The sequence below is a fragment of the Moorella thermoacetica genome (genome assembly GCF_001267405.1).
Lineage (GTDB): Bacteria > Bacillota > DSM-521 > Neomoorellales > Neomoorellaceae > Neomoorella > Neomoorella thermoacetica.
Genome location: NZ_CP012369.1, coordinates 150,001 through 175,382, shown reverse-complemented (window position 1 = coordinate 175,382; position 25,382 = coordinate 150,001). Strand labels below are relative to the sequence as shown.

Annotated in this window: 22 protein-coding genes, 1 tRNA gene, 2 rRNA genes and 2 pseudogenes (1 of these 27 running past the window's edge); 1 reads left to right on the top strand and 26 read right to left on the bottom strand. The window is 54.8% G+C overall.

Annotated features, from left to right (window positions below):
- Nucleotides 1–181: 181 nt before the first annotated feature.
- The 17 genes and pseudogenes from MOTHE_RS00940 to MOTHE_RS00855 all read right to left on the bottom strand — a co-directional run bounded on the left by MOTHE_RS00940 (nucleotide 182) and on the right by MOTHE_RS00855 (nucleotide 15,488).
- Nucleotides 182–1,135 (bottom strand): Rpn family recombination-promoting nuclease/putative transposase, encoded by a 954-nt coding sequence (locus MOTHE_RS00940; protein WP_011391719.1) that lies wholly within the window; start codon nucleotides 1,133–1,135, stop codon nucleotides 182–184.
- 248 nt (nucleotides 1,136–1,383) lie between these two features.
- Nucleotides 1,384–3,573, bottom strand: a complete 2,190-nt coding sequence (locus MOTHE_RS00935; RefSeq protein ID WP_053094553.1) for an ATP-binding protein — start codon at nucleotides 3,571–3,573, stop codon at nucleotides 1,384–1,386.
- A complete protein-coding gene (locus MOTHE_RS00930; protein ID WP_162490010.1) occupies nucleotides 3,527–4,213 on the bottom strand; it encodes a hypothetical protein in 687 nt (228 codons plus the stop codon). The genes MOTHE_RS00935 and MOTHE_RS00930 overlap by 47 nt, the downstream gene beginning before the upstream one ends.
- Nucleotides 4,180–4,794, bottom strand: coding sequence for a hypothetical protein (locus tag MOTHE_RS13390; protein WP_053094552.1), 615 nt, complete (start codon nucleotides 4,792–4,794; stop codon nucleotides 4,180–4,182). The genes MOTHE_RS00930 and MOTHE_RS13390 overlap by 34 nt, the downstream gene beginning before the upstream one ends.
- A 135-nt stretch (nucleotides 4,795–4,929) precedes the next feature.
- Complete coding sequence (locus tag MOTHE_RS13385) at nucleotides 4,930–5,955, bottom strand: SIR2 family NAD-dependent protein deacylase (protein WP_053094551.1); 1,026 nt, start codon at nucleotides 5,953–5,955, stop codon at nucleotides 4,930–4,932.
- Nucleotides 5,956–6,224: 269 nt separating this feature from the next.
- Nucleotides 6,225–6,590: a DUF5615 family PIN-like protein gene (locus MOTHE_RS00915; RefSeq protein WP_200901620.1), complete on the bottom strand. Its 366-nt coding sequence runs from the start codon at nucleotides 6,588–6,590 to the stop codon at nucleotides 6,225–6,227.
- Between the two features lie 16 nt (nucleotides 6,591–6,606).
- On the bottom strand, nucleotides 6,607–6,828 hold the full coding sequence (locus tag MOTHE_RS00910) for a DUF433 domain-containing protein (RefSeq protein ID WP_011391714.1): 222 nt from the start codon (nucleotides 6,826–6,828) through the stop codon (nucleotides 6,607–6,609).
- Between the two features lie 878 nt (nucleotides 6,829–7,706).
- Nucleotides 7,707–7,967 carry a type II toxin-antitoxin system HicB family antitoxin gene (locus MOTHE_RS00900; protein ID WP_011391712.1) on the bottom strand — a complete coding sequence of 87 codons (261 nt, stop codon included), beginning with the start codon at nucleotides 7,965–7,967 and terminating at the stop codon, nucleotides 7,707–7,709.
- Between the two features lie 82 nt (nucleotides 7,968–8,049).
- A complete protein-coding gene (locus MOTHE_RS13770; RefSeq protein ID WP_338104117.1) occupies nucleotides 8,050–8,538 on the bottom strand; it encodes a sugar phosphate nucleotidyltransferase in 489 nt (162 codons plus the stop codon).
- A gap of 21 nt (nucleotides 8,539–8,559) precedes the next feature.
- Nucleotides 8,560–8,790: a sugar phosphate nucleotidyltransferase gene (locus MOTHE_RS13765; protein ID WP_051498631.1), complete on the bottom strand. Its 231-nt coding sequence runs from the start codon at nucleotides 8,788–8,790 to the stop codon at nucleotides 8,560–8,562.
- 16 nt (nucleotides 8,791–8,806) lie between these two features.
- Nucleotides 8,807–9,262: a dTDP-4-dehydrorhamnose 3,5-epimerase family protein gene (locus MOTHE_RS00885; protein ID WP_011391711.1), complete on the bottom strand. Its 456-nt coding sequence runs from the start codon at nucleotides 9,260–9,262 to the stop codon at nucleotides 8,807–8,809.
- Complete coding sequence (gene rfbD / locus MOTHE_RS00880; protein WP_235551392.1) at nucleotides 9,259–9,990, bottom strand: dTDP-4-dehydrorhamnose reductase; 732 nt, start codon at nucleotides 9,988–9,990, stop codon at nucleotides 9,259–9,261. The genes MOTHE_RS00885 and rfbD overlap by 4 nt, the downstream gene beginning before the upstream one ends.
- A 115-nt stretch (nucleotides 9,991–10,105) precedes the next feature.
- Nucleotides 10,106–10,773: pseudogene (locus MOTHE_RS00875) on the bottom strand (dTDP-glucose 4,6-dehydratase); the annotation flags it as partial.
- 119 nt (nucleotides 10,774–10,892) lie between these two features.
- Nucleotides 10,893–13,415: an ATP-dependent Clp protease ATP-binding subunit gene (locus tag MOTHE_RS00870; protein WP_011391709.1), complete on the bottom strand. Its 2,523-nt coding sequence runs from the start codon at nucleotides 13,413–13,415 to the stop codon at nucleotides 10,893–10,895.
- Between the two features lie 41 nt (nucleotides 13,416–13,456).
- A complete protein-coding gene (locus MOTHE_RS00865) occupies nucleotides 13,457–14,509 on the bottom strand; it encodes a protein arginine kinase (RefSeq protein WP_053094549.1) in 1,053 nt (350 codons plus the stop codon).
- Complete coding sequence (locus tag MOTHE_RS00860) at nucleotides 14,506–15,015, bottom strand: UvrB/UvrC motif-containing protein (protein ID WP_011391707.1); 510 nt, start codon at nucleotides 15,013–15,015, stop codon at nucleotides 14,506–14,508. The genes MOTHE_RS00865 and MOTHE_RS00860 overlap by 4 nt, the downstream gene beginning before the upstream one ends.
- A gap of 14 nt (nucleotides 15,016–15,029) precedes the next feature.
- Nucleotides 15,030–15,488: a CtsR family transcriptional regulator gene (locus tag MOTHE_RS00855; protein WP_080996753.1), complete on the bottom strand. Its 459-nt coding sequence runs from the start codon at nucleotides 15,486–15,488 to the stop codon at nucleotides 15,030–15,032.
- A gap of 338 nt (nucleotides 15,489–15,826) precedes the next feature.
- On the opposite strand from MOTHE_RS00855, the gene MOTHE_RS00850 reads away from it, so the two are divergent.
- Nucleotides 15,827–16,789 (top strand): polyprenyl synthetase family protein, encoded by a 963-nt coding sequence (locus MOTHE_RS00850; protein WP_011391705.1) that lies wholly within the window; start codon nucleotides 15,827–15,829, stop codon nucleotides 16,787–16,789.
- On the opposite strand, the gene MOTHE_RS00845 is transcribed toward MOTHE_RS00850, so the two are convergent.
- The 9 genes and pseudogenes from MOTHE_RS00845 to MOTHE_RS00810 all read right to left on the bottom strand — a co-directional run.
- A complete protein-coding gene (locus MOTHE_RS00845; protein ID WP_011391704.1) occupies nucleotides 16,786–17,850 on the bottom strand; it encodes a tetraprenyl-beta-curcumene synthase family protein in 1,065 nt (354 codons plus the stop codon). The two genes, MOTHE_RS00850 and MOTHE_RS00845, sit on opposite strands and share 4 nt — an antisense overlap.
- A gap of 127 nt (nucleotides 17,851–17,977) precedes the next feature.
- Nucleotides 17,978–19,366 (bottom strand): APC family permease, encoded by a 1,389-nt coding sequence (locus MOTHE_RS00840; protein ID WP_011391703.1) that lies wholly within the window; start codon nucleotides 19,364–19,366, stop codon nucleotides 17,978–17,980.
- Between the two features lie 49 nt (nucleotides 19,367–19,415).
- Nucleotides 19,416–19,697 (bottom strand): MoaD/ThiS family protein, encoded by a 282-nt coding sequence (locus MOTHE_RS00835; protein WP_011391702.1) that lies wholly within the window; start codon nucleotides 19,695–19,697, stop codon nucleotides 19,416–19,418.
- Nucleotides 19,694–20,929, bottom strand: coding sequence for an aldehyde ferredoxin oxidoreductase family protein (locus MOTHE_RS00830; RefSeq protein WP_236683253.1), 1,236 nt, complete (start codon nucleotides 20,927–20,929; stop codon nucleotides 19,694–19,696). Before MOTHE_RS00830 ends, MOTHE_RS00835 begins: the two co-directional genes overlap by 4 nt.
- 105 nt (nucleotides 20,930–21,034) lie before the next feature.
- A pseudogene (locus MOTHE_RS13760) lies at nucleotides 21,035–21,496 on the bottom strand (aldehyde ferredoxin oxidoreductase N-terminal domain-containing protein); the annotation flags it as partial.
- Between the two features lie 126 nt (nucleotides 21,497–21,622).
- Entirely contained in the window at nucleotides 21,623–22,378 is a 756-nt protein-coding gene (locus tag MOTHE_RS00825; RefSeq protein WP_011391700.1) for a TIGR04076 family protein, read from the bottom strand.
- A 110-nt stretch (nucleotides 22,379–22,488) separates the two neighbouring features.
- A tRNA-Asn gene (locus MOTHE_RS00820) sits at nucleotides 22,489–22,563 on the bottom strand.
- A gap of 50 nt (nucleotides 22,564–22,613) precedes the next feature.
- Nucleotides 22,614–22,728 (bottom strand): 5S ribosomal RNA (gene rrf, locus MOTHE_RS00815).
- A gap of 65 nt (nucleotides 22,729–22,793) precedes the next feature.
- Nucleotides 22,794–25,382 (bottom strand): 23S ribosomal RNA (locus MOTHE_RS00810) (it continues 384 nt past the right edge of the window).

Genomic DNA, 25,382 nt, shown 5'->3' with positions numbered 1-25,382 from the left:
AAGTGTAACCCATATTTACGTGATATGCAAGGCCATTCAGCTTCTCGTCTCCCACGCCCAGATAGAAAACCTGCCCATTCTTACCGCCGATCCCCAAATCGCCCGTTAGGCAGTCAAGGTAATATAGTAAAGGAAGTCACCCCGGAGCCGGCACCGCAGTTGTTCGGGGGCTCAAAAGCACCTACTGGAGGTTCCCGGCGATCTTTCCTAAAATAACTGCCCGCGCTTCTTCTATAGTATCAGCAGCAAACAGCTCATCCAAAATGCGGTCCAGGATTTGGAGGTCGCTTATTTTCTGCACCTTTTCTTCCAGGTCAGCCGGCTGATCCCCAAACCTGCGGGAGAGATATTTAAGAATCGTTTCTTTTTTTGCTTCCATCCGGCCTTCCATTCTGCCTTCCATTCTGCCTTCCATCCGGCCTCTTTCATGCCAACTGGTAGTAATCTGCACGATTGGCTCAGCCTCCTTTTTATCAATTCTACCCAGTTCACAGTTGAGTCTTTCTTCTTCCTCCTGGCTTAGCTTCAGGTAGCTCTCGAAGAATCCGGCCAGCATCTCCATCCGCGCCGGGTCCAGTTTTAACCTCGTCAGCATGCGCAGAAATTCTAACTTTACCTGGACCCTATCTTCGTCTTTAAAACCCATTTTACTAAGAAGCGCGGCTGCTACCGGATTGTTGCTGTGAATATATTCCCGCCACGGCAGCTTCTTTAGTTCCAGTTTATAGAAACGAAAGCGCAATACGTCCAGAAAAGTAAATCCTGTCGTGAATGTATCGGGTTCGTCCCGCACCTGGTCGTAAGTAAAAATGGCTATCGGCAGGATCTTGCAGCGGTATTGCTCGTAAAGACGACTGAAGTAGATAAACATCCTCTCGTTGAATTCTTTTTGCACATAACTTTGCGGCTCGATGTGGACCATGATCAGGCCTTCTTCGCCTTTAAGGCGGGTCTCTACCAGAATATCAACCTCGTGTTTTTCGCCGACAGTGACGTCGGTAAAGACCTCCTGCTGCAGGAATCTTACATGGGTAAAATCAATGGCTTCATATGCCCGGGGGAAAAAGGCTTGCATGAATTCAGCAAAAAAGGTCTCGATTAGTTCCTTAAAAAGACGGTCGTGATCGATGTTCATTCGCTACTGTTCCCCCATAAATGCTGCAAGAATGTTAATCAAACGTTTGATAGGGAGATCGATTGAGGGCTTCAGGGATAATTCTCTTCTTTTTATTTTACCATATAACAACCTGGAGCCACAGGCATATTTCATCCCGTTCACCAGTCTTCTTCCATACAGAGCTGCTGCAAGTTCATAGCACTATCTATCCCGCAAGAGAATAAATTCACCCCAGCAGGCCGGTGCAGAGGCAAATAACATGGTAATCATGCCTCCACCTTAAAAACATTCTGCAAGGCTATGTACCCTGATCTTGCCTGCTTACATTCATAAAACCTTAGTTCTGGTCCTGTTTCTGGCCGGAAAGAAGTAAATTCAATCACTTTAAGTCTAAATCCACTAGGTGGCAATAGTAAGGGCAAAAGTCGTGAAGTAATAATATCATGATGGCTGGTAATAAAAACCTGCCGCCTCTGATTATTACCATAAGCCAACATGCGAATTAGATGGGCATCGGCTGCAAGATTATTTAAATCAAATGCGCTAGATACATCATCCAGGCAAATAAAACCTAATGGATGATTTTTAACCCCACAATTAAGGGCAAGCATGTAGGCAATTGCCAATTGATTTATTTGGGCTGTCGAGAAAGTAGGAAAAATATTTGTTTCTCTTATTATATTATCTTCAGACCACCGCTGTATATATAACTTACCATTACTACGTTTAAAATGTACATTTTTGGCCAGTTCTTTACCCATACCGAATTGAAAAAGAATATACTCAAGGGCTTGGTTTAATTTAGAAATATAATTTTCCCTTAAAGCATTGCCTTTTATTTCCTCAATCCATTTATCTAAATTTCTCTTAGTGACCCAGCTAATAAAATCTGAAAGCTTTTTATCGGCTTCTCTTGCTGCTGGGGTCCAATTTAATTTAATTGTTTCTAGCTTTTGTTCAATCTGTTGCCATTTATGTAGATACTCCAATACTTTATTCCAAGCTGTCATTGTTTCAGCAGCATTTATATTCACGAATTTTTCTTTTAGCATCATACGGGCCTTTTTAAGATCATATCCAGTACCATCTTCCAAGTTTACTTTTTCTAAAGGAGCTCCAAAAATGGCACTCCATAATTTGAGGGCTTGCAAAAGATTATCAAAATCCACCTCTTTTTTCTTTATACCAGTAATTTCTTTCCTAATCTCAAAAATCTTTTGGGTAATTGCCGTGGCTTCGTCACGGAGTTGTTTATATTGAAGCCACTTGCTTTTTAATTTATCGCTCCAATCACCACCATGCTTCTCCAACATCGACCATATCTCATCAACTACTACTTCCGAGGAATTAGCCTTTACCTTTAACATATAATCGATTGAAGCAATAAGGGGGATTTCCCCCATCCAGGTTGAAATATTTGTGCCTGGAATAGGTAGTTGTTCTTCACTTAAAAGAAGCCCCATCTGCGTCTTGATCCTGGCGAGCTCTAGTTCAAGGGCTTTTTCCTTCTCAGTAAGCTCTTTTAAGGCAATATTTCCCTTAGGGGAAGTTTCAGTTACAGGAAAAAAATCAGGAAGGTTATCCAATAATTCTTTTAACCTGGCAACTCCTTCATTTATATCAGCTTGTGGTGGTATATCAGCCAAAGCTTGCTTCCTTATACTTTCAATTGCTTTAATTGCTTCCTCAAGTAATTTACATACAGGCTGGTCTCCCTGTTCATGCCCGGTTAAAGCTGCAACCCATTTTTGTATATTTTCCTTATACCGAATGGACAATTTTCCACTTGCGATAACCAACTTTGCTGGGAATGGAATTAGCTGTTTTAGATACTCATTTGATTCTATGATTGCTTGTAAATTTCTGGCCTGCTCAGCCGCTTCATTTTTTAAAATATCCTCATTGCCTAAATTGGCTCGAAAGCTACTTCGAATATTCTCAACCTCAGCGGCCGCTTTTACCAGCGCATCCAGCAGGATTTCTCTATTAGGAAAATCGCCTACGAAAGCATCAGCTATTCCTTGAATTCCTTCCTGGGACCTGCCAAATGTACTCTCTACCCCATCCTGATAAAAAAAACAACTACTGCGTACAAATGAAGTTGAAAAACCATTGAGTGGAAATAGAGTACTTTCTTCATCTAATCTTTCCGGTAATAGCGTTGCTTGAAAAACTCGCCCGTCTTGACATTTGACCTTTATCCTGGCTTTGGCTTCTCCTGATAACAAATTCCTATTGATATAGTTCTCGAAAGGCCTCTTAGTGCTATTTTCACCTATCCGCGGCTCAATTTTCCCTGTAGCCATAAGTTCGAGGGCCTCAATAAATGAAGTTTTACCAAAACCATTATTTCCGGTAAGAATTATGACATCGGCATCACAATTAATTGACTGCTTTTTAAAAAAACACTTAAAGCCCTCCAGTGTAATCTCTTTTATCCTGATCGTTTCTTCCATTGCGAGAACCTCCCTCTATTTGCCGAACTATTTCTTCTGCTTTTTGGCGAATTGAATCTATAATTACCTGACGTAAATCAAGGGCTATCTCTTTTTTTAACAATTCCTCTAAAAAATCCTGCAACCATTCTTTAACGAGTTTATTGTCCTGAATTTTCAAGACAGCCTCTAACCATTCTTCAAAGGTTATTTTTTCGATTCGCCATTGGATATTTTCAAATAACGAAAGTATTTTGTCTACTTTTTTTATATCTTCCTCACGGAATAAATAAAGAACATATTCCCCCTCAGTAAACGATGGGTTAACAAAATCTCTTTCAGCATTTTTATAGTGTTCTTTATCAGGTGCCACATATATTACAACGAGGTTTTGATGAGTATCATGGTATTGAATAACGTAATTAATCATTCTGACTGCCTTTTTAAATGAAGCAGCATGTTGCTCATTCCATGTTTTATTTGCATCAGGAGCAAAAATGGCAACTACCATAGCCGGAGAGGTTATTAATAAAGAAGGTGGTAATGCTCCATCATTTTCAAAGTACTCCCTTTGACATTTAATAGGTATCCCATTTATCTTGGTTGAAAGTTCCTTGAAATGCTCTATCATTGATAGATTTCCTCCACCCATTTCTTCCAATGAACTGCTTCTTTTTTTATTTTAGCAGGGTCTGTAATAAGATTTCTTATACCCTCTAATATATCCTCCAGGCTCTGGCATGAATTACGAAAACAATAAACATCGGGGATTATATAAAATTGGATTATATCTAACTGGCTATCTATTATATTGGATATGGGAAATACTTTAGGTTCAAGACCATATCCATTTAGAACAAAAATTACGCCCAAAGAATAAGGTGGCTCATAACCCATAACCAATTGATTTAAATTATAATAGCCATCCCTACCGCAAACGTATACCGGAATTTTGATCTTATTATCTTCAGCAACAAATATTCGTACTAATGCTTTTCCTTCTGCACAAGGAAGCAACCAGCTTTTATCTTTATAATTATAAGCACGATAGCAAAGCCACCAGAGGAAGTAGAGCATGCAAAGAGCCACCGGTTCATCGCGAAAAGCGCAATAATTATATGGCTCAAGTTCTTCCCCCGGAAAAAGTATCCTATGATGCAAAGCTGAGACTTGGAGATAACTGGCGTTCTCATGCCAAATAAAAAGATCCTGTAATTTAAACTCATTACCTCCCTGGCCCAAGATCTCCTGGCGAAATTCTTGTAATAAAAGTTGTTGAATTGAAAGGCTTATAGGGAGATAATTGCTAAATTTACTCCCTGGGGAAAAATATTTTTCAGATAATAATCGCTGTATAAATAGTAAATAAACAACGCCCTAAAACTGCTCCATATCAAGGTTTTTACCATTCCAAGGTAGGTAACGGTCAAAAAGCTCCTTATCACTTTTAGTAAAAGCTCCTTCTTGGACTTCATTAATAGTAATTTGAGTTAACCCGTGGGCTCTCAAGTAAGAACTCAAAATTTGAAACTGGTAAAAAGTCATTTCACCCCATTCAGCAATAAACGGAGAGTTCTCATAATCCCATACCTCTACATTATTACCTGAATTCTGCCCGTTGTTTATAAATTCATCCATCACCTGTAAAACAGTATGCCTTATCTGAGGTTCCTCGCTTCCAAAACCTGAAAATAATATCGACCGCGTACGGCATCGGTCACGGAACATGTCCTGGGCCCATTTATTTTCGCGCCAGTTCTGCAATTGGCGTTCTGTAAGAACAATATTAGCAGCTTCGTTTTGGGGATCTTCTTTAAACTTTTTAGCACAACCATTAATTTTATAAATATGTAGAAGTGGGTATTTGGGATTACTATCATCGATAAAATGACGGTATTCAGATAAATTCGTTACCACTCTTACCTGTCGACTAGTAAAATTCCTATTAAAGCTTTTTTCATAAGCCTTTTCCATGCAGGTATCGTAATTCGTAGTAATAATCTCGTTTATATAGCCTTCCCGTGCTATGTAAGCAATATAGCAATGCGTCGGGGTAGGTTCTAAATCACAAAACTCGGCAACCCTTAAAATATTACAGGCTTTAACTTCATTATGTAGATGTATATAAACTTCTGCAAGAACAGCCATACCAGCATTACATAACTTATCTATGCAAAGATCAGATTCTGTCCCATCTTGTTTGCCACAGATGCATAATAAAAACTTTGCTAGTTCGGTAGATTTTTTAGCTTCTAATATTAATTCTTGTGCCAAACGTCTAATCATATCTGGCGTTCTAGTTAGTCCATCTGGATTGGCATTGTAACTAACGCCAGCACCAAGGAAAGGTACAATCATTTTTCTAAATAAGCGGTCTATAAGTCGCCTTAACTTGTCATGCATGGTTTAATCCTCCAAACAACAGGGTTCCCACACCGACCTGATGACGGGGTTCGGGGCTGCCTGGCGGCTTACATAATGGGACTTTATTATCCAGACAACTTATACTCATCCCCAATCTCAGCTGGCGACTCAACTAGAATTAGGTGTTTCGCTCATAAAAGCACTTACTGGAGGCCCCCGGCGATCTTTCCTAAAATAACTGCCCGCGCTTCTTCTATAGTATCAGCAGCAAACAGCTCATCTAGAATGCGGTCCAGGATTTGGACCTTTCATCTTTCAGGTCCTCTAATCCTGATTCGATCTTTTTGTACTATCCATAAATATCCAATAAGATTCTGATAACGTAGGTGGGGGATGACTTTTTTGAAAAGATTTATAACACTCTGTTTGCCTTGAGACGCTATACGAAGTAAAATTATTCCTTGATAATCTTCAGGTCTATACCTGCGAATATCCGAAAAATCCATATCAAGGGTAACTAGAACCCGTTTTTCATTCCGGCAAATACCTAAAAGTTCAATATCAGAAAATCCCTGGATTTGTTCTGACCAGACAGTTTCAGCTTCATAACCTGCTTCCCTGAGAAGATCAGCAATCTCAATGGGAAGATTTTCATCGATTTTAAATCTCAGCATCTTTATTCCCCTTAATTCACAGGGCAATATGTCGTTCTTTAGCCAGCATAGCACCGTAAGCTATTGCTGCCTTAATATCTTCCAAGGATAAAGAAGGATAACTCTTCAGGATTTCTTCCTGGCTTATACCTTCAGCAAGGTTATCCAGAATAACACTTACAGGTATCCTGGTTCCTTTGATGCAGGCCTTCCCGTGACAAACCGAAGGATCAATTGTAATTCGCTCCAAAGGATTCATCTTTATATCCCCCGTATCATATATGGATTCCAACTAGAATTAGGTTCTGCACCGCAGGGATAATTTAGGCGTACTCCGGAGCCGGCAGCGCAGTTGTTTTTTTCTCCCTTCATTAACGGAAGCAGGGGGTAAAGACCGATAAGTCCCCGCTCTATCACGGATTGCCTGGGCTCTTCCCAAACCCGAACTACCCGGTAGGTAAATTCCAGGGTCTTTAAGTTACCCCAGTAATCACTGAGCTGGTGGTTTTTGTTATCATGTTCAGGGTAAAAGAAAAACACTGCCTGGAGAATTGGAGGCGTTCCTTTGCCAGCTTGTAAAGTTGCCTCCCAGATATCACTCCGGTAGCGCATCATCCGGGCCGGTAGAGCCGGGTCGTAATAGCCCATGGGCTCATGGCCTGATCCACTCTTCCCGGCATGACCGTTGTAGAAATCTTATCCAGTCACCAGCTCTTCGCTGGACCAAACGTTTGATCGGGAGATCGATTGAGGGCATCAGGGATAATTCTCCTTTTTTTATTTTATCATATAACATCCCGGGGCAACAGGCGCCTCTCCATCACCTTCACCTGAACAAATTAAATTATACTTAACTACACAGCGGTGACCATCGCCGTACCATCTCCGATCCCACTCCGTATTATGGACATAGATCTTATAAAGTGAAATTTAACTAAGCACCGGCCAACACGGTCATCAGCTTGGCCACTGCGATATACAACTATAGAAATGAGTTTTATTCATTCACTCAAGCTATCCCATTCTTCCTTGCTAACGTTGCTTATTAAAATTCTGATTAATAATGAAACGCTTATATCATCACCATGGTGATTGGGTATGCGAAGTTTATGCCGGCCCCGACGCATAAAATCATACTTAGAGCTTTACTTGCCATTTATGATTTAAATCCTCGCCGCCTAAAACAGGAATATCGTTATCCCCATCCCGCAGTTTAAAAAGAAGCCATTCTTCAAGTACTTCCTGCAAAGTGGCTAGGCATTCCTTTTCATCTTTTCCGTCAGCCCAAACACCAGGGTACGGAGGTATTTCGGCGAAGAAAGTACCATCTTCAAGCTGCTCGATGACAGCTTCTTTCATTGCTGCCTGTATGAAAGTAGTGAATGCCCCTCTTCCCATTTTTGCCCTTTCCTCCTATAGCCCCTTTTGGGGACGATAAAAACTTTCAAGGGTGGAATTCAGGGCAGGCAAATTTATCGGTCTATATCACCAGTTCCGCATCATCACCCAAAAACATGCGCAGGGCGCGGCGGTTGTCCCCGGAGTGGCAGACCCGGGCGCTCTTTCCCAGCAGGCTGTCCTCAATGCGCTGGACGTCCTTGATCTCGCAGCCTTCCAGGATCACCGAATATTCCAGACCCACATTATAAAGCCGGCAGTTATCGCCGACGGCTGTAAAGGGGCCGACGAAGCAGTTTTCCACTACACAATCCTTCCCGATAACGGCCGGTCCCCTGACCACGCTGTTTTTCACCACCGTGCCGGCGCCGATTTCCACCCGGCCACTTAAGTGGCTTTCCGCATCGACTTCGCCCCTGATTTCCAGCCGGGCGTAAGCATCAAGCACCGCCCGGTTGGCCTCCAGGATATCGTCCTTCTTGCCCGTATCCAGCCACCAGCCCTCAATCTTACGGGCAGCTACGTTGTAACCCATATTCAAAAGCTCCTGGATGGCGTCGGTAATCTCCAGCTCCCCCCCGCCAGGAGGGTTTTAGGTTATTCGCGCTCCCCAGCGGGACCCGTCCCCCAGGGCATCCCTGACCAGGGTCCCCGTTTCCGGGGAGATGATCACGCCGATATCGCGAATCCCCGCCTCGACAATCTGGTCCAGGACAAAAAAGATAATAGGCTTGTTGGCTACGGGGATGAGCTGCTTGGCCGTCGTGTAGGTAAGGGGGCGCAGGCGCGTACCCTTGCCCCCGGACAGAATCAGGGCTTTCATTGCCATCCACCTCTTTTTAACGGTACCTGGTTGTCCAATCAAAGCCGATGGTCGGGTCGTCCCAGGGGATGCGTTTTTCGTCCGGATGGGAACGGTTGTAGGAAGCAGTGGTGAAGTAGATTATAATGGCCGGCTCGTTGCCCAGCACGCGGTAGCCGTGGGCCACCATGCGGGGTATGAGAAGCAAAATGGGGTTGTCCTCACCCAGGTAGAAAACATTTGTTTCGCCCCTGGTAGGGGAATCCTCCCGCAGGTCGTAAAGGACCACCTGGGCATTGCCCACCGGGAAAAACCACAGGTCGTCCTGGTGCTCGTGATAGTGAAAAGCCTTGATAACGCCGGGATAGGACTTGGACATGGAAGCCTGGCCGAAGCGGGAAAATATTTCGTCATCTTCCCGTAAGATTTCCATAAAGAAGCCCCGGTCGTCGCAGTGCCTGACCAGTTTTTTGACTTGCACCCCGGCAATCATGATAGCACCTCTCCCTTCAAGAAATCCCGCAGGGCTTCCTGCCAGCAGCGTAAATCCGGCAGGCCCTGCAGCCTTATGCAGTAATTGTCCAGCACCGAATAGGCCGGCCGGGGGGCCGTTCGGTTTAATTCCGCCGAAGAAATGGGCCGGACCCTGACGTGGTTCAGTCCCGCCAGGCGAAAGATCTCCCGGGCAAAGGCAAACCAGGAACACTCGCCGCCGTTGCTGGCATGATAGATACCGTACAGCTCAGTTTCAATCAGGCCGGCGATAAAGCGGGCCAGATCCCCGGCATAAGTAGGCGAGCCGACCTGAACATTAACCACAGCGATTTCGTCTCGTTTCCCGGCCAGGTCCAGCATCGTTTTGACAAAGTTCTTCCCATGGCGGCCGTAAAGCCAGGAGGTGCGGACAATAAAATACCGCCGGCAAAGTTCGGCCGCGTAGCGCTCCCCGGCCAGCTTTGATTTGCCGTAGATGTTGATGGGATCCGGGGCGTCAAACTCCGTATAGGGCCGCCCCGCCCGGCCGTTAAAGACATAATCGGTGCTGATAAAAACAAGCTTGGCCCCCACCATAGCGGCGGCCGCCGCCACGTTGCGGCTGCCCAGGGCGTTCACCAGGTAGGCCAGGTCATGATCCAGTTCGCACTGATCCACATTTGCGGCGGCGGCGTGGATAACTACCTCCGGCGAAAAGGCTTTAAACGCCCGGATGAGCTCTTCCATCCTGGTCACATCGAGTTCCTGGCGCCCGGGCTGATCACCTCATGCCCGCCGGCCTCCAGAAGCACCCCGGCCAGCTCCCGCCCGAGCTGCCCGCGGCCGCCGGTAATGATAATTTTCATCCCCGGGCCTTCCCCAGCCTGGCGGCGTACATCCGCCGGTAGTAGCCCCGGTACTCCCCGGACTTGATTTTCCGCCACCAGTCCGGTTCTCGCAGTACCACCTGATGGTTTCTTTCAGGCCCTGCTCAAAATCATAGGCCGGCTGCCAGCCCAGCTCCCGGAGCAGCCTGGTAGCGTCTATGGCGTAGCGGCGGTCATGGCCCGGCCGGTCCTGGACAAAGGTGATCAGAGATTCCGGCTTGCCCAGCTCGCGCAACACCCGGCGGACTATCTCGATGTTGGTCCTTTCGTTATTGTCGCCGATATTGTACACCTGCCCGGGGCGGCCTTTATGGAGGACCAGGTCCAGGGCGATGCAGTGGTCCCGCACGTGCAACCAATCGCGCACGTTCAGCCCGTCGCCGTACACCGGCAGGGGCCTGTCCTCCAAAGCATTGGTAATCATCAGGGGGATCAGTTTTTCCGGAAACTGGTACGGCCCGTAGTTATTGGAGCAGCGGGTAACGATCACCGGCAGATTGTAGGTTTTATAGTAAGCCAGGGCCAGCAGGTCAGCCGCCGCCTTGCTGGCCGAGTAAGGACTGCTGGGATTCAGGGGGGAGATTTCCGTAAAATACCCTTCCGCCCCCAGGGAGCCGTAAACCTCGTCGGTGCAATAATCGACTATATATACCAACCTTCGCATGTTTTTTTCATCAATATTGAAGCATATAGAATATGGATAGAAAAAGAAAAAGCACCCGTGGCGCGCGGGTGCTTTATGGGTTTTATCCCGTTGCGGCCTTAAGCCGCCTTTTCCAGGGCGATCTTGCCGTCCCGGGCGACGGCCCGGACCTTGTCGCCGGGTTTAAATTTGCCGGCCAGCATCTCGTCGGAGAGCTGGTCTTCGATGAGGGTCTGGATGGCGCGGCGCAGGGGCCGGGCGCCGTAGGCCTCGTCGAAGCCCTCCCGGACCAGGATATCTTTGGCCTCGTCGGTTACCTCGACGGAGAGGTTGTTGTCCTCCAGGCGGCGGTTTAGTTCGGCCAGCATCAGGTCGACTATCTTCCGGATGTCGTCCCTGGAGAGGGCATGGAAGACGATGAGGTCGTCGATGCGGTTTAAGAACTCGGGCCGGAAGGTCCGCCGCAGTTCTTCCAGGATGTGCTTCTTCATCTTGTCGTAAGACTCGGCCGCCACTTCGCTGGTGGAGGCCTTGAAGCCCAGGCTCTCCCGCTTGATGGTGCTGGCGCCGATATTGGAGGTCATGATAATCACCGTGTTGCGGAAGTCCACCGTGCGGCCCTTGGCGTCGGTGAGCCGGCCGTCGTCCAGGACCTGGAGCAGGACGTTAAAGATGTCCGGGTGGGCCTTTTCGATCTCGTCGAAGAGGACGACGCTGTAGGGCCGGCGCCGGACGGCCTCCGTCAGCTGGCCGCTCTCCTCGTAGCCGACGTAGCCGGGCGGGGCGCCCACCAGCCGGGAGACGGTGTGCTTCTCCATGTACTCGGACATGTCGAAGCGGACCATGGCGTCTTCGTCGCCGAAGAGGGCCTCGGCCAGGGCCCGGGCGAGCTCCGTCTTGCCGACGCCGGTGGGTCCCAGGAAGATGAAGGAGCCGATGGGCCGCTTGGGGTCTTTGAGGCCCGCCCGGGCGCGGCGCACGGCCCGGGCCACGGCGTGGACGGCCTCGTCCTGGCCGATGACCCGCTGGTGCAGGACGTCCTCCAGGTGCAGCAGCCGCTCGCTCTCCTCCTGGGCGAGCTGGGTAACGGGGATCCCCGTCCAGCTGGAGACGATCTGGGCGATGTCCTCCGGCGTGACCACGGATTTCTCCAGGCCCTTTTCCTTCTGCCACTCGCCCTTTTTGGCTTCCAGCTCTTCTTTGATTTTCTTCTCTTCATCCCGCAGGGTGGCGGCCTTTTCAAACTCCTGGGCGTTGACGGCCGCGGCTTTTTCTTTCTCGAGCTCTTCCAGGCGGGCCTCCAGCTTCTTTACGTCGTCGGGGGCCGTGTAGACTTTGAGGCGCACCCGGGAGCCGGCCTCGTCCACCAGGTCGATGGCTTTATCCGGCAGGTAGCGGTCGGTGATGTAGCGGTCGGAGAGCCGGGCGGCGGCCTCCAGGGCCTCATCGGTGATCTTGACCCGGTGATGGGCTTCATACCGGTCCCGCAGGCCCTTCAGGATGGCGATGGTTTCCTCCACCGTGGGCTCTTCCACCATGACGGCCTGGAAGCGGCGCTCCAGGGCGGCGTCCCGCTCGATGTGCTTGCGGTACTCGTCGATGGTGGTGGCGCCGATGGTCTGGAGTTCGCCCCGGGCCAGGGCGGGTTTTAAGATGTTGGCGGCGTCGATGGCCCCCTCGGCGGCCCCGGCGCCGATGAGGGTGTGGAGCTCGTCGATAAAGAGGATGACGTTGCCGGCAGCCCGGACCTCGTCCATGACCTTTTTAAAGCGCTCTTCGAACTCGCCCCGGTACTTGGTGCCGGCCACCATGCCGGACATATCCAGGGCCACCACCCGTTTGTCCCGCAGGACCTCCGGCACCTGGTTCTGGACGATCTTCTGGGCCAGGCCCTCGACGATGGCCGTCTTGCCCACGCCCGGGTCGCCGATGAGGACCGGGTTGTTCTTGGTCCGGCGGCTTAAGATCTGGACGACCCGCTCAATCTCTTTCTCCCGGCCGACTACCGGGTCGAGTTTGTCTTCCCGGGCCAGGCGGGTGAGGTCCCGGCTGAACTGGTCCAGGGTGGGCGTCTGCCCGGGCCGCCGCTCCTGCATCTTGGCCCCCGCGGGCATACCCTGGGCCTGGAAGCCCATGCCCCCGGGGAAAGCCGCCATGCCGAAGGGCAGGTTGCCGAAGAGGACGGTCCAGCCGCCGGTCTGGGGCTGGCCGGCCCCTCCCAGCAGGGCGATTACCTGCTCGCGGATCTTCTCGGGGCTTAAGCCCAGGCCGCCCAGGACCTGGGCCGCCAGGCCCTCACCTTCCTCCAGCAGGCCTAAAAGGAGGTGCTCGGTGCCGACGTAGTTGACCCCCTGGCGCCGGGCTTCCTCGTTGGCCAGCTCCAGGACCCTTTTCGCCCGCGGGGTCAGGCCCAACTCGCCGCCGACGACGGCTTCGCCCGGCCGGATGACCTTGCGGACCTCTTCGCGGACGGCTTTGATGTTAACTCCCAGATTGGTCAGGGCGCGGGCGGCGACGCTGTCGCCCTCCCGTAAGATCCCCAGCAGGATATGTTCGGTGCCTATGGCCGGGTGACGCAGGGCCAGGGCTTCTTCCTGGGCCAGGCGCAGGACCCGGTTCGCTCTTTCGGTAAAACGTGCCATTGTTAAATCCCTCCTTGGATGATGGGGATTAATACCCTTCATTAGCCTGCCAGCAATTCCCGGACCATGGCCGCCCGGTGGACGTCGCGCTCCATGGGCGTCATCTCTTTGCCGGCGCTAAACTGGAGGAAGGCCGGCTGGATGCGGACCATGAGCTGATTCAGCAGGCGCTGGTCCAGGCCGCGGATGATCTTCATCTCCACCCCCAGGCGCACGTCGGAGAGGAGCTGCAGGGCTTCCTGGGAGCTCAAGATCCGGGCGTTGGTCAGGACGCCGTAGGCCCGGCCAACCCGGTCCTCCAGCTGCCAGCGGCTCTGGCGGCGCAGGAGCTCCCGGGCCTCCCGTTCTTGATCGGCCAGGCGCACCGTCACCGCCGAGAGGTTGTTGATAATTTCCTCTTCAGAACGGCCCAGGGTGATCTGGTTGGACACCTGGAAGATGTTGCCCTGGGCCTCGGTGCCCTCGCCGTAGAGGCCCCGGACGGCCACCCCCACCTTGGTCAGGGCCGAAAGCACCGGCCCCGCCTGCCTGGTCAGGACCAGGGCCGGCAGGTGGAGCATGGTGGAAGCCCTGAGGCCCGTGCCGACGTTGGTCGGGCAGGCGGTCAGGTAGCCGCGCTCCTGGTCGAAGGCGAAGTCCAGCTCGTTCTCCAGGGCGTCGTCGGCGGCGTCGGCCAGGCGCCAGGCTTCGTGGAGCATCATGGCCGGCAGGAGGCACTGCAGCCGCAGGTGGTCTTCCTCGTTGACCATGATGCTGACGGCCTCGTCGTCCCGCAGGACAACGGCCTTTTCGCCGCCGCCTGCGGCCAGGTCGGGACTGATGAGGTGCTTTTCTACTAGTATTTGCCGCTCCACCGGCGCCAATTCCCGCAGGGGCTGGAGTTTCAGCTCCCCCACGGCCTGGAAGACCATGGGCGCCTGGATGGCCCGGCTCACCTGGCTGACTACCCGGGCCTGCTGGTCGCTGTTCATGAGGTTGGGGAAGGGCAGGCCTTTAAGGTTGCGGGCCAGGCGGATGCGGCTGGAAATGACGATATCGGCCTGGGGGCCGGAGCCCTCCATCCATTTGCTGTTGCGCTCCAGGTTCAGGCTCATTGGCTGCTCTCCCCCTTTTCCAGGCGGCCCTCCAGGTCGCGGATGCGATCCCGCACCTGGGCCGCTTTTTCGAACTCTTCCTGCTGGACCAGTTGCTGCAACCGGGCCCGCAGGTTTTCAATCTCCCGCCGCAGCCGCAGGTTGCCCCCGGCCCGGCGGGGCACCTTGCCCCGGTGCTGGCTGCTGCCCTGGATACGCCGGATCAGGGGGTCCAGGCGCGGTGCCAGGTGATGGTAGCACTCCGGGCAGCCCAGGCGCCCGGTCTCGTGAAACTGCTCGTAGGTCAGGCCGCACTCCGGGCAGCGCTCGACTGCCGGGGGGGCTTTTACTTCCAGCTCCGGGTCGTAGTCCAGGAGCCCGGCTAAAAACTGGGGTATGGAGAAGTTTAGCTGGGGCTGGAGCTCCCGGGCGCACTCCTGGCAGAGGTAGAGTTCGGTCTTTTCACCGTTGATGATGCGGGTGACGTGGACGCTGGCCGGTCTTTCCTGGCAACGTTCACAAAGCATTTTTTTGCCCCCTTTTACTGTTCCCCGGGAAAATCGTCCCGGAGCAGGGTTAAGATAACTGCCTTCAGGATTGAGGCCCGCACCCGGTCGCGCTGGGGGAGCTCCAGGGGCAGGGCATTGCGGTTGATAGCCGCCGCCAGGAGCATCCGCTCCCGCCGGGTCAAGAGACCTTCTTCCCCCAGGCGGGCCAGGAGTTCTGTGGCCGCGTCCTGGGAGAGGTAATCCCCCAGGGCTTCCTGGACCCAGCCCTTGACCTGGTCCTCGGCCCTCAGGGGCACCCGGGCGATGCGGACGTAACCGCCGCCGCCCCGGCGGCTCTCGACCAGATACCCCCGCTCGATGGTGAAGCGGGTGCTGAGGACGTAGGTGATCTGGGAGGGCACGCAGGTAAAGAGCTCGGCCAGTTCCTGGCGCTGCAGCTCGACGGTGCCGCTGGTACTGTTGTTGAGCAGGCCTTTGATATAGTTCTCGATCTGGTCGGCCAGGGTTCTGTCTCCCGTAAGCCTTCACCTCCCCTGCCGGGCAGGATGCCTTTCCTGGCTGCCATTATTTATCTTTGACTTTCTTTGACTTTTTTATACTGCAGGCAAAGGATTTTAGCAATACCGGTTTCGGGCTGTATAATATTATCCTGCCGTTCCGGCGGCATTTATGCCCTGATAGCTTCTCCCGGCGCACTATAGCTGGTGCAGGAGCGCCGGCTATAGATTAACGGCTTTTAGCAAATACTAGCATTGCCGGGAAGTCCGGTACCGGCACTCGTGGTGAGCGTGCCAGCGGGGACAACTTTTTATGACAGGAGTGAACTACTTTGAACCTGGCGGAAACCCGGCGGGTCCTGGCCGAAGCCGTAGCCGCCACGGACCCCAGGCTGCAGGAACTTTTGGACTACGCCCTGGAAGGCGGTAAAGGCCTGCGACCCACCCTGGTTTTTTTATGCGCCCGTTTCGGTATCTATGACGCCCTGGAGGCCGGGCGGGTGGCGGCGGCCATCGAGCTGGTTCACCTGGCTTCCCTGGTCCACGACGATATCCTCGACGGGGCGGCGGTGCGGCGCAACCGCCCCGCCCTCTACCGCGCCTACGGGACGGTGCCCGCCGTCCTCACCGGCGATTACCTCTTTGCCACCGCCTTCGGCCTCCTGGCCAAGGGCAAGAAGGCCGTCCTCTATACGGTGACGGAGGCCATTCGCTCCATGTGCAGCGGCGAGATCGGGCAGCTGAAGGGCGGGCTTGCCGGCCCGGAGGCCTACTTTACCTATATTGGCCAGAAGACGGCCGCCCTGATAAGCGCCGCCTGCCGCTGCGGCGCCATCCTGGGCCGGGTGAAACGAAACCAACAGGAATGCCTGGCGCAGTTCGGCTGGCACCTGGGCCTGGCCTACCAGATTGTCGACGACTGCCTGGATCTCTTCGGGTCCCCGGAAAGGATGGGCAAGCCCTGCCGCCAGGACCTGGCCCGGGGCCTCCTGACCCTGCCGGTTTTACGTTTCCTCGCGGTCACGCCGGATGCCGCCTGCTGGCGGGAAAGGCTGGCCCGCGGCCTCGAGGCGGCAGAAATGGAGGAACTGGTTGAAGCCGCCCGGGGTCTCGGCTGTGATACCTACACCGCTGCCGTGGCGGCTGATGAGGTTACCCGGGCCCTGACGGCCCTGGACCGGTTGCCGGTAAACCCGGTCCAGGATGAGCTGGCCCTCCTGGCCGCCCGGACCCTGGCCCCCCTGGAGGACCCGGATTGTCCGGCCGCATACCCCGGTATGACTGCTGCCGGTTAAACTACGCCCGCCCGGCGCAAGACCCGGCAGAGGCGGTAGAGGTTGCGGGAGAAGGGGCCGGCGGTCCGGAGGATTGCCTGCCGGGCCGGGAGCTGCTCCTGCCGGGAGGCTATGCCGTCGGAGAGGTAAAAGGCCGGCAGCCCCCTGACGACCAGGAGATGAAAGGCGGGGTCGGGCAGATTCCGGGCCGCCACCAGGGATTCTTGCAGGAAGTAATTGAGACGCCGGCCGGCCTCCGCCCCATCGCGGTAGAAGGCGCAAAAGTTGAGATCCCCCCCTGCCCGGTCCTCTTCCTGGTCAATGAGGTAGTCGAGGAGGATATGCAGGCCGCCGATCCAGGGAAAATAAGCAGCCTTTACCCCGGCCACGTCCCGGGCCTGCGTCTCTCCCCTGGCCGCCAGGGCCATGAGGGCAAAGATCCCCAGGGTGGAACCGGTGGCCGCCGCCAGTTCCCACCAGTAGAGGGGGGCAGGGATTTGGCCCAGGAGGGGCCGGAGCCAGACTTGCAGCCGCTCCCGGCGCCTGTCTGGATATGTATGTTTGGTGGCCTGGAGCCGGCAGTATAAATCGGCCAGGTAGAGGGCTTCTTCCCGGACGAGTTCATAACCGGGCAGGGCCGCCAGGCTTTCCCGGCAGGCCCGGACCAGGGCCCGGAGGTAGCCGCCGTCCCGGTGGTAGGGATAGGCGGCGTAGTAGTCATGGCCTGCTCCCCCGGGGATAAGGGCATCGGTAACAGCGAGGTGTAGCTGGCGAAAGGCCTCCTCATCGAGGATCCCGGCCCGGTCGCAGAGGTTGTCCAGGTAATCGCTGATGGTCTGCAGGGCCACGATGGCCCGCAGGAGCTCCCGGCAATGACGACGCGGCCAGGCGGCGTAAACGCTCCCGCCCTGGCAGTGGAATTTCTTTAAAGTAAGGCTGGCCAGGGCCTGCTCCCGGAGCCGGGGGTCCGGAATGGCGGCTGCGCGCCGGCGCCAGCCCGCCAGTTCCCTGTTGACCCCGGGGAAGCCCTGGAAGAGGAAGTACCCCAGGGTGACCAGGGGCCTGATTCCGGCTGCTGCCATCAAGTCGCACCTCCCCGCTAGAAAAAATATGCCCAAGCCGGGAATAAAAAATAACCCCGGCAAGGGGCGGCCTGTTTTAACAGGCCGCCGGTCCGGGGAAAGGACTCCAGGGAAAGCAGCCTAACGTTTATGCCTCAGCTTCGTCACACCATTCTTCTACCAGGCGGCGCTGGTAATCGAAACCCTCCCGGCGCCCCTGGTAACGGGAATACAGGTAGATCCCCGTACCGACAGCCACCCAGAGGAGCAGCAGCCGCCAGGCGGCAATAATCATGGCATAGCTAAAGAGAAGCATAGCAGCAATAGATATCAAGCCGCTAATGACCAGGAGGGCGGGATGGAGGCGCACCAGCGCCGTTTTGTAAAGGCGCGGGTTCACAAAGGGCAGGCAGATCAGGGCTATGCCGTGAACAATATAGAGGATAAACATGGCCTGGAGGGTGACGGCCAGAATGTAGTCAAGGGTTTTCGTCCACAGGAGCGCCAGGGCCACGCCTGTACTGATGGTCAGGGCCACATCCGGCGTCCGGAAACGGGGGTTGATATGGGCCAGGAACCCGGGTATCATCCGGTCCTCGGCCAGGACCATCAGTACCCGCGGCGGTACCATTAAGGTGCCGTTAATGGAGGTGGTGAAGGCCATCATGGCCCCCACGGCGACAATGGCTGCTGCCCCAAAGGGCAGGTACCTGGCGGCCACATCGGCCATGGCCGACCGGGAATGGGCCAACTGCTGGTATGGAAGGTTGCCAAAGGCGACAAAGGACATGGCAAAGTAAATTACCACGGTTATGGAAAGACCAACCAGGAAGACCCGCGGCAGGGACCGCCGCGCCTCCCTGGTCTCACCGGCCGTTTGGGCCAGGGACTCAAAGCCGGCATAGGACAGGAAAAGGGGCGGGATGGCGGCCAGGAATCCTTTCAGGCCAAAGGGGAACAGGGGGCGGTAGTAGCTCAGGTTTACCGCCGGCAGGCCGGGAATTACCAGCACCAGCACGGCGATCATTAAGACCAGGAACATGGCCACCTGGGCCCAGCCATAGATGCGCACCCCGAAGAGGTTTATAAAGTAGAAAAACAGCAGTACCAGGCTTCCCACCAGAACGGGATTGGCTCCCGGGATGAAAAAGGTGACGTACTGGCCGAAGCCCAGGGAGAGGACCCCCAGGGCTCCCATAAAAGCCACCCATTTCAGCCACATGGCAATATAGCCCGGGTAGTAGGTGCCAAAGGTGCGGGAGATGTGGATGTAAGCACCGCCCGGCCGCTCGCCCAGGGGGGTGCTCAAGAAGACCATGTAGGCTACGGCGGTACAGATGACGATGGGGTACATTACCAGGTAGGCCAGGGGAACCGACGGCCCGGCAACGGCCCCGGCCTGGCCGGTAACCACGAAAATGCCCGAACCTATGAGGACGCCAATTAAGGTAGCATAGCTCTCCCAGATCCCTAAATCCCGCCGCAGGCCCACTTTTTGCCCGGCCTGGCTCCGGGTCCTGGCTGCCGCTATACTCATAAAGTCTCCTCTCCTCTCTCCTGAACTCTTTTTTAAATGGATATGTTTTTTAGCCCCCTGTAATGGGGGTAATAAACTGGAGGGTCCAGCCGTTACTTAGAAGGCACCCCTCTGCTCCAGGGCTTACCCGGTGCTGCCGGCCGGTGTGGGGGTCATGGGCTACAATAAGGTAGCGCCGGCATTCCCGAAGGACTTGCGGGCCGTACGCCTCCCCGATTCGGGCCAGGATGGCCTCCAGGGTGACGCCGTCGCCCGGAAAGCTGAAGACATCCCGCGCCTTGCCCGTCAGCAGGCGGGGAACACCAAAGTACTGGACTTTTATGGTGGTCATGGCAGGATACCCCGGCTGCGGAGGTCGGCAAGGGCTTCCTGCAGTCCCAGGGCTGCCAGCTTTTCCGGCTCAGGAATGCCTGTATCCCGGTTCCAGCCTCGGGCGGTATAGTATTCATCCAGCATGGGCTCCAGCTCCACCACCTGACCTGTGGAGGGACCGCTGCCCTCCGGTAGGGGTTCTTCCAGGAAGCGCCGGGGCAGAGTGTCGTCGGCCCGCCGGATGCCCAGGCTGACTATATAAGCCCGTTCCAGGTTGACGATCCGTTCCCCTATCTGCCGGAGCTCTTCGGGAGTGTAGTCCCACCCTACGGCTGCCCTGAGGAGGGCCGCCGCCTGTTCATAGGGAAGGATCTCCATATTCACCAGGGTATTTTTACAGGCGTTCAGGCTGTCGGCCAGGGCGCAGCGCTCTTCGTAGTATTTGACCACCCGCCCTTTACCCTTGTATTCCAGGCGGAAGGCGGCCTCCGGCGCGCCGAAGCGGCGCCGGCCAGCTTCCGGGTCCTCATAGAATTCAAAGGAGGGTTCCGAGCGCAGGTGATCGCCGCCGCGGCTGGCTACCGCCAGGCCCAGGGCATAGCCCTTTAATCCCCGGGGATCGGCCTGGAAGACCTCCAGCCCCTTTATATGCATGGCCAGGTCTTCACCCTTCCCCAGGCGACGGGCCGCCGCCCGCACGCCGTCGGCCAGGATGTCGCCAAAGCCTTCCCGCCGGGCAATCTTGTTGATTAAACTCAGGATGGTTTCCTTGTTGCCCCAGGTTAGGTCCAGGCCGTCGGCTTCTGAGGAGGTGAGCATCCCCCGAGCGTAAAGCTCCATGACAAAGGAAATAACCTCCGACGTAGTTATGACATCCATCCCCAGGCGGTTGCAGCAATCAACTGCCTGCAAGGCAAAATCCAGGTCCGGGTTGCCCACCCGGGAGGAAAAACCGGCCAGGCCTTCAAACTCCGGCCCTTCACTGGCCAAGCCCCGGTAGGGGCCTTCCTTGATCCGGAAAAAGCGACTGCAGGGTATGGTGCAGGCAAAACAGGCTTTAGATTTTAGCTTTACGGTTTCGGCCAGGCGCTCGCCGCTGACGTCTTCGGCTGCTTCAAAGCGGCCAGTCGTAAAATGGCGGGTGGCCAGGCAACCGGCTTCGTTGAGGGCATGAACCAGCTTGGTCGTTCCCAGGAGGACCCGGGTCTGGTATTCCCAATGGTCGTATATTTCCCGGTCAATGGCCTGCACCAGGTCGGCAAACCCCCGGGGGTCGGCCAGGGCCAGGGGCTGCCGTCCCCGGACGGCAATAGCTTTTACTCCCTTGCTGGCCAGGACGGTACCCATGCCGGTCCGGGCCGCCGCCCGCACCAGGTTACAGAAGATGCCCGCAAAGCGGACACCGTTCTCCGCTGCCGGGCCGATGGCAGCTACCTGGACCCGGCTGTCCCCCAGTTCCTGCCGGATGGCAGCCTGGGTCTGCCAGACGTCCAGGCCCCGGAGGTGTCCTGCCGATTTGATCTCGGCAAAGCCGTCATGGATGAAGATATAAACCGGCCTGCCGGCCTGGCCTTCCAGGATGACCTGGTCAAAACCGGCATATTTTAATTCGGGGCCAAAGAAGCCGCCGGCATTGGAATCCCCCAGAATACCCGTCTGGGGTGAGCGGGCGGTAAAGTTTACCCGGGCCGCCCCGGGGAAAAAAGTGCCGTTTAAAGGGCCGACGCCGATAATGAGTTTATTCTCCGGGCCCAGGGGGTCTGCCTCCCTTGGTACCTCGGTATAGAGGCGTTTAATATTTAACCCCCGTCCCCCCAGGTAATTACGAGCCCACTCCCGGGGTAAGGGCTCTATCGTAAATACGTTCAGCCGTTAAATCAATCCGCAAGACACGGCCACAGTAGCCATACACTCCGGTTCCCCCCTTGGTGTGATAGGTGTCCCCTACCTGTCCCCCGCCCGACCGAAGCGCAGGGCCCCGGTAGCACAGCGCTGAACACAACGGGGGTCACCGCCGCAGAGATCGCAGGTCAGGGGGTAGCTCTCCCGGGGATGGAGGCGGAGGGCCTGGAAGGGGCAAGCCCGGGCACAGCTCCCGCAGCCGGTACACCGGGCCCGGTCCAGGATAACTGCCCTGGTCCGGGCATCGCGGCTCAGGGCCCCCTCGGGGCAGGCTTTAACGCAGGCAGCATTACCGCACTGACGGCAAACATGGGGTCGATCAAGGCCTTCAGGCTCGTCCTTTTCGACCCATAACCGGGCCAGTTCGGGAGCAAAGGCATCTTCATGGTATAAACTGCATGCTAGCTCGCAGGCACGACAACCGGAGCATATCTTTTCATTGACTAAAAGGCGTGGGGGAATAGGTGCCGCGCTGTCCCCCGCCGGTGATTCAAGCCGCCCTTCTTTCCCCTGCGATTCCCCCTGTCCCGGATCCAGACGATCAATCCGGAAGATAACCAGGCCGTTGGGATCAGGACAAACTATTCTGTGGGTGTGGGGTATCCAGTCGTTGGTTTCGTTAATCTGGCGCTGCTTCACCGGCAGCATGGGCATCAGGCTTTGCAAAGCCCAGAGGCACATGTACTTTCCTGCAGGGATATAAATACGACCGCCCCGCACCTCAAAATAATCTCCAGGGTGCATGGGTAGGTCGCAAAAGCCCCTGATTTCTTCAACTACGACCCTTAAATCATACATCAGCTTTCCCCACCCATAATGTCTAACTCAATATAACACGTCTGTGTACATATATCAATATATTAACACCCCCCTGTCAGGGTAGGAACTGACAGGGGGGTGAGGAAGCGTGGCTCCCCGGGCAGGGCTCGAACCTGCAACCACCCGGTTAACAGCCGGGCGCTCTACCATTGAGCTACCGAGGAATGTATGGTGAGAGCATGGAGGTTTACTCCATGCTCTCTTTTAAAATATTTCCTGGCGGTGTCCTACTCTCCCGGGGAATACTCCCCAGTACCATCGACGCTGGAGGGCTTAACTGCCGTGTTCGGGATGGGAACGGGTGTTTCCCCTCCGCTATTACCACCAGAAATCTGTTTTCTTCTTTGTTCTTTCAAAACTACCCAGCGAGGTCGTCATAGTTTACCTTCTACTCATGGTCAAGCCCTCGACCGATTAGTACCAGTCCGCTCAAGGGGTTACCCCCCTTACACTCCTGGCCTATCTACCTGGTCGTCTTCCAGGGGTCTTACTGGCTTTTGCCATGGGAAACCTCATCTTGAGGTGGGCTTCGCGCTTAGATGCTTTCAGCGCTTATCCCATCCAGACTTGGCTACCCAGCGGTGCCCCTGGCGGGACAGCTGGTACACCAGCGGTCTGTCCATCCCGGTCCTCTCGTACTAGGGACAGCTCCTCTCAAGTTTCCTCCGCCTGCGATGGATAGGGACCGAACTGTCTCACGACGTTCTGAACCCAGCTCACGTACCGCTTTAATGGGCGAACAGCCCAACCCTTGGGACCTACTTCAGCCCCAGGATGCGATGAGCCGACATCGAGGTGCCAAACCCCGCCGTCGATGTGGACTCTTGGGCGGGATAAGCCTGTTATCCCCGGGGTAGCTTTTATCCGTTGAGCGATGGCCCTTCCACTCGGGACCACCGGATCACTAAGCCCGACTTTCGTCCCTGCTCGACCCGTCGGTCTCGCAGTCAAGCTCCCTTCTGCCTTTGCACTCTACGCGCGATTTCTAACCGCGCTGAGGGAACCTTTGGACGCCTCCGTTACCTTTTAGGAGGCGACCGCCCCAGTCAAACTGCCCACCTGACACGGTCCCCAGTCCGGTTTACGGACTCGGGTTAGAATTTCAGTGCTTCAAGAGTGGTATCCCACCGTCGGCTCCCCACTACCTGGCGGCAGTGGTTCGCTGCCTCCCACCTATCCTGTACATGAAGCACCAAAACCCAATGTCAGGCTACAGTAAAGCTCCACGGGGTCTTTCTGTCCTATCGCAGGTAACCCGCATCTTCACGGGTACTACAATTTCACCGAGCCCTTCGTTGAGACAGTGCCCAAATCGTTACGCCTTTCGTGCGGGTCGGAACTTACCCGACAAGGAATTTCGCTACCTTAGGACCGTTATAGTTACGGCCGCCGTTTACTGGGGCTTCGGTTCAGAGCTTCGCCTTTCGACTAACCCTTCCCCTTAACCTTCCAGCACCGGGCAGGCGTCAGCACCTATACTTCAGCTTGCGCTTTAGCAGGCACCTGTGTTTTTGGTAAACAGTCGCTTGGGCCACTTCTCTGCGACCCCCTCGGGCTCCAGTATGCTCTACTGTCACCCTAGCGGGGTACCCCTTCTCCCGAAGTTACGGGGTCATTTTGCCGAGTTCCTTAACGAAGGTTCGCTCGCGCGCCTTGGGATCCTCTCCCCACCTACCTGTGTCGGTTTGCGGTACGGGCACCTAGAGTCTCGTTAGAGGCTTTTCTCGGCAGTTTGGGCTCAGCCAGTTCGCTACTTAATTTCGCTCCCCGTCACCTCTCAGGCTCTTTGTGAGGCGGATTTGCCTACCTCACGCCCTACAGGCTTGGACGCACTCTTCCAATCGTGCGCTGTGCCTACCCTCCTGCGTCACCCCATCCTAATAACGACTCTTTGGTGGTATCGGAATTTCAACCGATTGCCCATCGCCTACGCTCTTCGCCTCGGCTTAGGTCCCGACTTACCCTGGGTGGACGAGCCTTCCCCAGGAACCCTTAGGTTTTCGGCGGGCAGGATTCTCACCTGCCTTCTCGCTTACTTATGCCGGCATTCTCACTTCTGCAGACTCCAGCGCTCCTTCCGGTACACCTTCGCTGCCTGCAGAACGCTCCCCTACCATCCCTCGCGGGATCCAAAGCTTCGGTAACGGGCTTGAGCCCCGCTACATTTTCGGCGCAGAGTCACTCGACCAGTGAGCTATTACGCACTCTTTAAATGATGGCTGCTTCTAAGCCAACATCCTGGTTGTTTAAGCAACTCTACATCCTTCTCCACTTAGCCCGTCTTTGGGGACCTTAGCTGTTGGTCTGGGCTGTTTCCCTCTCGACTACGGATCTTTGCACCCGCAGTCTGACTCCCAAGGTTGACTTAACGGCATTCGGAGTTTGAAAAGGTTCGGTAACCTGGTAAGGCCCCTAGCCTTATCAGTGCTCTACCTCCGTTAGTCTTTCCTTGAGGCTAGCCCTAAAGCTATTTCGGGGAGAACCAGCTATCTCCGGGTTCGATTGGCATTTCACCCCTACCCACAGGTCATCCGCCGACTTTTCAACGCCGGTCGGTTCGGGCCTTCACGAGAGTTTAATCCCGCTTCACCCTGCCCATGGGTAGATCACCCGGTTTCGGGTCTACGTCAACGAACTAACGCCCTTTTCAGACTCGCTTTCGCTCCGGCTCCGGGTCTTCCCCTTAACCTCGCTCGTTAACGTAACTCGCCGGCCCGTTCTACAAAAAGTACGCCATCAGGCTTTAACGCCCTCTGACTGCTTGTGGGCATACGGTTTCAGGTTCTATTTCACTCCCCTCCCGGGGTGCTTTTCACCTTTCCCTCACGGTACTAGTGCGCTATCGGTCGCTAAGGAGTATTTAGCCTTGGAAGGTGGTCCTCCCGGATTCCCACGGGATTCCTCGTGTCCCGTGGTACTTGGGGTCCTTCCCGAAAGCTTTAGGCCGTTTCGGATACGGGGCTCTTACCCCCTATGGCCGGAC